Below are 7,101 nucleotides of genomic sequence, written 5' to 3' on the forward strand. Positions count from 1 at the left end.
AAACCTTCCTATCATTCAAGACGTCGACGTCATATAACAACATCACGACGATCGAGAATCGGTAGTCTCTTTCAATGAAATCAACGCTCTTCACGTTACAGGGAGAAAAGGATGACTAACACGACGTCCAGCCCCCTCGCCGCCACAGCGGCACAGGAGGCCAGCCCTCCGGCTGACACCCAAACGCATTTCCACCGCTCCATCGGCTTGTTTCCCGCTGTCGCCATCAACATGATCCAGATGTGCGGCATCGGCCCGTTCATCACCATCCCCGCCATCGTCGCCGTGGCCAACGGCCCGCTGGCCGTCGTCGGCTGGATTGTCGGCGCGCTCTTGTCGATGGCCGACGGCCTGGTGTGGGCCGAGCTCGGCGCCGCCATGCCGGGCGCCGGCGGCACCTATCTGTATTTCCGCGAGGCGTTCCAATACCGCACCGGCCGGCTGATGCCGTTCCTGTTCGTGTGGACTGCCATGCTAACCATCCCGCTCACCATGAGCACCGGCGTCATCGGTTTCGTGCAATACCTGAATTTCTTCTTCCCCAATCTCACGCCGGGTCAAGGCCATGCCATCGGCCTGGTGGTGACCGCCATCGTCTTGTTGGCGCTCTATCGCCGCATCGAGTCGATCCGCACGCTCAGCACCATCATGTGGGTCATCCTGATCCTGGCGCTCGGCCTGACCACCGCGGCCGCCTATACCGACTTCCATCTCAGCCTGGCCACCGCCATTCCGCCGGATGCGATGCAGCCGTCGAAGTTCCTCACCGGCCTGGGCGCTGGCCTGATCATCGCCATCTACGACTACGCCGGCTACAACACCACCGCCTACATGGGCGATGAACTGAAGAACCCCGGCCGCGTCATGCCGCGTTCGATCATCATCTCCATCGTCGTCGTCATGGCGTTCTATCTGGCGATGAACATCGGCGTCATCGGCTCGGTGCCGTGGCAAACCGTGGCCAAGTCGCCGTCGGTGGCATCGTTGGTGATCGAGAAGAACTGGGGCCACACCGCGGCGGCGATCGTCACCGTGCTGATCCTGGTAGCCGCCTTCGCCTCGGTATTCGCCGGGTTGCTCGGCGGTTCGCGCGTGCCGTTCTATGCGGCGCGCGACGGCGTATTCCTGTCCGCCTTCGGCAAGATGCACCCGAAGCACGCCTTTCCGCACATCGCGCTCTTGGCGATGACCGCGATCATGGCGGTCGGCACCTTCTTCGACCTGACCACGGTGATCAACATGCTGGTGGCGGTCACGGTCATCCTGCAGTCGCTCGGCCAGATCGTCGCGCTGACCGTGCTGCGCCGCCGTCAGCCGCAGCTCGTCCGACCGTACAAGCAATGGCTCTATCCGTTGCCGAACCTGCTGGCGTTCGCGGGCTGGATCTTCGTGTTCTATATGGCGGATAGCGAATCGCAGATTCTGTCCGCGGCATGGATCGGGCTCGGGATCGTCGCCTTCCTGATCTGGGCGCGCACTTCCCGCTCTTGGCCGTTTGCTCCGTGCGAAGTACATGAAGTCTATCTGGAGCGCCAGCGTCAAGCAGGCCCGCAATCCTAAGAAAAAGAGCCAACAAGGATATTCGCTCATGCAGCCCTCTCATCCCACCACCCCGGCCGAGCAAGCGTTTCTGCTGGCGATCGATTTCGGCGGCACCAAGATCGCCATGGCCACCGCCACGCCGCAAGGCGAGCGGCTGGCCGAGCTGGAAATTCCCACCCAGGCCCATGACGGCGCCGCGCGTGTGATGACGCGCATGCACGATGCCGCCGCGGGTCTGATCGCCCAGACCCGCCAGAAGCATGGCGGCAAGCTCGGCGCCGTGGCGGCGGTCACGCCGGGCATCGTCGAGGCGAATGGCATCCGCCTCGCGCCGAACAATCCCGGCTGGGAGACGCTGGCAATGGCCGACACCTTGCGCCGGCAATTCGACGTCGAGAACGTGCGCGTGGAAACCGACGCCAAGGCCGCCGCGCTGGCGGAGGCGCGTTGCGGCGCGCTCAAGGACTTGTCCTGCGGCCTGTACGTCAACCTGGGTACGGGGCTCGCCGCCGCCGCGGTGATCGACGGCAAGGTGCTGCGCGGCGCGCACGGCGCGGCGGGCGAGATCGCCTATCAGTTGCGCGGCGTACCGGGCGAAGTGCCGTTCGCCGACGGCGGCGCGCCGCTGGAACAGTTCGTGTCCGGCCGGGCGTTGGCCGATCGCGCCAGCGCCTTGCTCGGACAGGCGGTCAGCTGCCGCCAGGCGTTCGACCTGGCGCCGGCGCACCCCGAGGTCGCCGCCCTGCTCGACCAGGCGTTGGATGTGCTGGTGGTGCACGTGGTCAATATCGTGCTGACGCTCGACCCCGAGCGCATCGCCGTCGGCGGCGGCATGGCGCGCGTGCCGCGCATCATTCAGGCGCTGACTCAAGGGCTCGCCCGCACCTGCCCCTATCCGCCGCAGGTGGTCTTGGCGGCGTTCGAACAGGGCGCCGCGTTGCAAGGCGCCATCCTGTGCGGCATGGAAGCGCTCGGCTGATCATCTTGCCTCGGCAATAAAGTGAAAACCCGCAAAGCCTTGTGCTGTGCGGGTTTCTATTGCCGGCGCCGTTGCGGAACCGCCGCCATGCCTACCGGGGCAAACCCCTGTCCCAATAGGGCGGGCTGCCGAACCGCTGTTCAAAAAACGCCAGGAAGGCGCGCACCTTGGGCGGAATGACTTTCTTGGGCGGATAAACGCCCCAGATGGCCCTGTCCGGGCCAGGAGCAATCTCGACGTCCCATGCATCCAGAACGCGGACCAGATGTCCCGCCACTATCGCGCTGCCCACCAGCCACGTGGGCAACACGGCGAGGCCCAATCCGGCCAAACAGGCTTCCCGAATCGCTTCGGAGTGGTTTGCTCTGATTTTTCCTGACGCTTGGACGGTGAATTGCTGTGTCCCTTCAAGCGTATTCTGACTGAAGTGCCAATAGTTCTTGGCTTTGAGCGCAAAGAGCACGCTTTCCATGTGCGCCAAGTCCTGCGGAACCTGGGGAGAATCCGTGGCATTCAGATAGGCCGGGCTGGCCACCAAGACCTGACGAAGCGGCGCCAATCGTCTGGAGAAAAGGCTCGAATCGGCCAATGCGCCCGCCTGTACTGCAAGATCGTATCCACCGCCAATCATGTCGAGCGTTTCATCCACCATCGCGATATCCAGCTCGATATCCGGATATTCCGTCATGAAGTCAGGCAGGTGGGGCACGATATGCAGCCGACCGAAATCGACCGGCATCATCAGACGCAGCACCCCCTTGGGATTTTGGGCAAAGGACGTGGCGGAATGCCGGGCAAGCTCCAACTCATCGAGAATGTTTATGCAGCGGTCAAAGAAATGCTGACCAGCCTCGGTCAGGTGCAGGGCGCGTGTCGAGCGGTTGAACAGCGAGGCGCCAAGATCCGACTCCAGCGCGCCAATGCAACGCGAGACCGTCGAGATCTTGACGCCCTCTTTTTCCGCCGCTTTGGTGAAGCTCCCCAATTCGGCTACCTGGACGAAAATCCGCATCGCCGCAAAGTAATCCACTCTTACCTCACCAACTCGTCCACGATGATCAATACAGCGAATTAAGGAATCCGGGAGCCGCCCCCGCTCCTGCTGGTCGGTTGCCGGATCAGGCGCGCAGAGGCCAGAATCTCTGCTCAAATTTTTGCGGATTTTATAACACACTGCCTCGCTACCTCAATCATTTAAGAACGTGAGCGCAAAATCTGAGGTGAAACGGAGTGATGCCGGTTCAAATCATGTACTGCTTCAATGTCCCGATCTGATTCTTCGCCAGCTCATCGAGTAAAACGGCGCTAAGCGACACGTGCCCGGCCGCATCGTTCGCCTGTTCCGTCATACGCGCGCTGGCTTCCATCTGGGTTGCGATAATATTGCCGGAGACGCTCTGCTGCTCGATGGCAACGGCAATTTCGCCAATCCGCTCCGATGAATCGGCCGCGTTCGCGCCAATACGTATGATCGCCTGCTCCGCTTCGTCCGCGCGGTTGACGCTTGTCTCGACCAATTGCTGAGCGGCCATCATTTGCACGGTGGATTGATGCATGCGTTCAACCATGGTGCCGATCGTCTCCGATATTTCCTGCGTGGAATGGGCGGTGCGCTCGGCGAGTTTCCGTACCTCATCGGCCACGACGGCAAAGCCCCTCCCGGCTTCGCCTGCACGCGCAGCTTCGATAGCGGCGTTCAGGGCCAGCAGATTGGTTTGGTCGGCAATCTCCCGGATGACGCTGACGACGGCTCCGACCTTGTCTGTATAGCTTTCCAGCTCTTGAATGCCGGACGAGGAGGATTTGACGACGGTTGAAATTTCATGAATATCGCGAATGGTATGCTCGATGATTTTCGCCCCCTCTTCGACCAGGGAGGCCGCTTCCGTTGTATTGTCCCGCGTCAGTTTCGCCTGTTCCGCCACATGCTTGACACTGACCGTCATCTCTTCTATCGAGGTCGCGATCGCGGCTGCCGCTTCGCTTTGCGTACAGGAGGCGGTGGAGACTTGCTGAGCATCGGCGGCGAGCAACTGCGAGGCGGCGGCAACTTCCCGGGCGCCGTCGCGCAAACCGATGAAATGCGCCTGTAGTCGGTCCAGCAGCGCGTTGAACGCCTGGGCCGTTCTTGCGATCTCGTCGCGGCCTAAAATCTCCGCGCGGCGGGTGAAGTCCAACTGCTCGCTGGTATGCTCGATCGTCTGCTCGATCGATCCCAATCCGCGCGAAATGATGCGAAAGATGCGTGTGGCCAACGCGATGACCATCAATAGCGCGCCGACGATGACGATGGCGGAAGCCCAAAGCGACTGCTGATAGGCGGCATTGTTCTGTAACGAGATGGCATGCGCCATCCCGTAGCAGTAATTGATATGGTCATCCAGCGCCTTCATCAGCACCATGCCGCTTTCATTCAGCACGCCCTCATTCAGCCGAACGGCGACCGCCTGCTGATTGGCGCGCGAGGCGGACAGCACCTGATCTCTCAACTGCCGGTAATGTGCCATGGCATCACTGTCGGCTTGCACCATTTTCCAACCCTGATCGTCGGTAAGGTCGTTCGCCATATAGCCTGCCATGGCGGCGTCGAAAACCGTGTCGGAACGAGCAATATCCGCTTCCAGGCGCGCTTTGTCGCCGGCATCGCTCGCCATGATGTGTTTCAGCGTGGCAGTACGGATTTCCATTACCGCACGCTGAGCCTGAGACATCATTTTGAGGCGGGGAAAGGTATTGACTTCAACGTAGTTAAACCGTGATTGGGCGAGATCCAGTTCCCGCACGCCATAGCCACCAATAAGCACGAGCGCGGCCAAAGCGGTCATTAGCGTAAATAGCAGTCGTTTCTTGATACTCATTCTCATTATTCTCAATAAAGCACTGACCCCGATACTACTTCCGCGAAAATCCTATCGAGAATAACCGCAGCGGCAAATGACTTTTGCCGTTCGGGTAACTTCCTGCTTTTGCAAAACAAATTTGCGTGAACAGTTATTCAAAAAGGCTAAAACAGCCATTACGATTTGGCCTCGTTTGCAAAATGTTACTCGACATCAAACGCTTCATTTGTGCGCGCGGCTCAGGCAACGAGATGAGCCAATACCGCACCGATGCTAGATTGATTCCTAGGTGGGAACATGATTAAAAAGCGATTTTCCGAATTTGCCGACAAGGTGAGACGGCAGGCGAATTTACCTGCCCGCATTAAGCTATGGAGCGGCGAAATCTTCGATCTCGGCGAATTTTCCATACCCAAGATCGTCATTTCCGTCACCAGTCCTCTGGCATTACCCGGTCTGATTACGCCCACGCTCGATACGCTAGGTACGGCCTACGTGAACGGACATCTCGATGTGGAAGGACAACTGACCGATATCATCGACATGAGCTACCTGCTAACCCGGCTTGGGGATATGACGAGTACCGGGAAGTCGGTCCTCGAGAAGGCGGCCCAAAGGCTGATGCATACCCGGGCGAGCGACAAGCAGGCCATCCAATACCACTACGACGTATCCAACGCGTTCTACCAGCAGTTCTTGGACAAAAACCTCGTTTATTCCTGTGCGTATTTCGAAAATGGAGATGAGGACTTGGCAACGGCGCAGATCAAGAAACTCGATCACATTCTGACCAAAATAAGGATCCGTCCTGGGCAGCGGCTGCTGGACATCGGCTGCGGGTGGGGCGCATTGGTTATCCGCGCCGCTCAGCAACACGGCGCGCATTGCACGGGTGTCACCCTTTCACAGAATCAATACGAGTTCGCCACCGAGCAAGTCAAGAGGCTGGGACTGGAAGACCAGGTAACCATTGCGCTGTGCGACTATCGCGATGTGACCGGGCAATTCGACCGGATCACCAGCGTCGGCATGTTCGAACATGTCGGCAGAGCCAACTTGGTGAGCTATTTCAGCAAAATCAGCGACCTGTTGACCTTTGACGGTTTGTGCCTCAATCACGGCATCACGCTGTCGGATGCGGATCATACCGAGACAAAACATGGCGGCGGGCGCTTTATAGACCAGTTTGTCTTTCCAGACGGCGAATTGCCCCATATCGGCCAGGCACTCAAGGCCATGCAACAAGGCGGCCTGGAATCGCTGGACGTCGAGAACCTGCGGCGCCATTACGCAAAAACCTTGGCCATCTGGAGCCGGAATTACGAAAAAAATTCGGCCAGTATCCGCCAAATGGTTGACGAACAAAGGCATCGGATCTGGCGCGTGTACCTGGCCGGTTGCGCTTATGCATTCGATCAGGACGATGTGTCCCTCTATCAGGTGCTCTGCCAGAAGTCGGGGCAACCGAGCCGGCAAATCGAATGGTCGCGGCGTTACATGTACTGCGCCGCTTGATGATGGCACTCGAAAGGCCGGCGAGGCGGTGACGCCCCGGCCTTTCCGCCCCTGGACTTAAGCAGGACGAAAGAAACACAATGGCAAGCAACGCATCTGAGTATATCAAGCACCATTTGACGTTCTGGAATTCCGCCGATGGTTTTTCGAGCGTCCACATCGATACCTTCTCCGTTTCCCTGTTCCTCGGTTTCGTCTTTGCCCTCGTGTTGTCCTACGTGGCGC

The 7,101-nt window shown here is 59.3% G+C and carries 5 protein-coding genes; 3 read left to right on the forward strand and 2 right to left on the reverse strand.

Annotated elements, in window-relative coordinates:
- The first annotated feature begins 111 nt into the window (after window positions 1-111).
- Window positions 112-1,560: an amino acid permease gene (locus JOZ06_RS07885; protein ID WP_293230996.1), complete on the forward strand. Its 1,449-nt coding sequence runs from the start codon at window positions 112-114 to the stop codon at window positions 1,558-1,560.
- A 28-nt stretch (window positions 1,561-1,588) separates the two neighbouring features.
- Window positions 1,589-2,521 carry an ROK family protein gene (locus JOZ06_RS07890; protein ID WP_293230999.1) on the forward strand — a complete coding sequence of 311 codons (933 nt, stop codon included), beginning with the start codon at window positions 1,589-1,591 and terminating at the stop codon, window positions 2,519-2,521.
- Window positions 2,522-2,612: 91 nt separating this feature from the next.
- On the opposite strand, the gene JOZ06_RS07895 is transcribed toward JOZ06_RS07890, so the two are convergent.
- Both JOZ06_RS07895 and JOZ06_RS07900 read right to left on the reverse strand, forming a co-directional pair.
- On the reverse strand, window positions 2,613-3,551 hold the full coding sequence (locus JOZ06_RS07895) for a LysR family transcriptional regulator (RefSeq protein WP_293231002.1): 939 nt from the start codon (window positions 3,549-3,551) through the stop codon (window positions 2,613-2,615).
- A gap of 211 nt (window positions 3,552-3,762) precedes the next feature.
- Entirely contained in the window at window positions 3,763-5,379 is a 1,617-nt protein-coding gene (locus tag JOZ06_RS07900; protein ID WP_293231004.1) for a methyl-accepting chemotaxis protein, read from the reverse strand.
- 279 nt (window positions 5,380-5,658) lie between these two features.
- On the opposite strand from JOZ06_RS07900, the gene JOZ06_RS07905 reads away from it, so the two are divergent.
- Window positions 5,659-6,876 carry a cyclopropane-fatty-acyl-phospholipid synthase family protein gene (locus JOZ06_RS07905; protein WP_293231007.1) on the forward strand — a complete coding sequence of 406 codons (1,218 nt, stop codon included), beginning with the start codon at window positions 5,659-5,661 and terminating at the stop codon, window positions 6,874-6,876.
- The last annotated feature ends 225 nt before the right edge of the window (window positions 6,877-7,101 follow it).

Source organism: Paludibacterium sp. (genome assembly GCF_019232825.1).
In the GTDB taxonomy this organism is placed as follows: domain Bacteria; phylum Pseudomonadota; class Gammaproteobacteria; order Burkholderiales; family Chromobacteriaceae; genus Paludibacterium.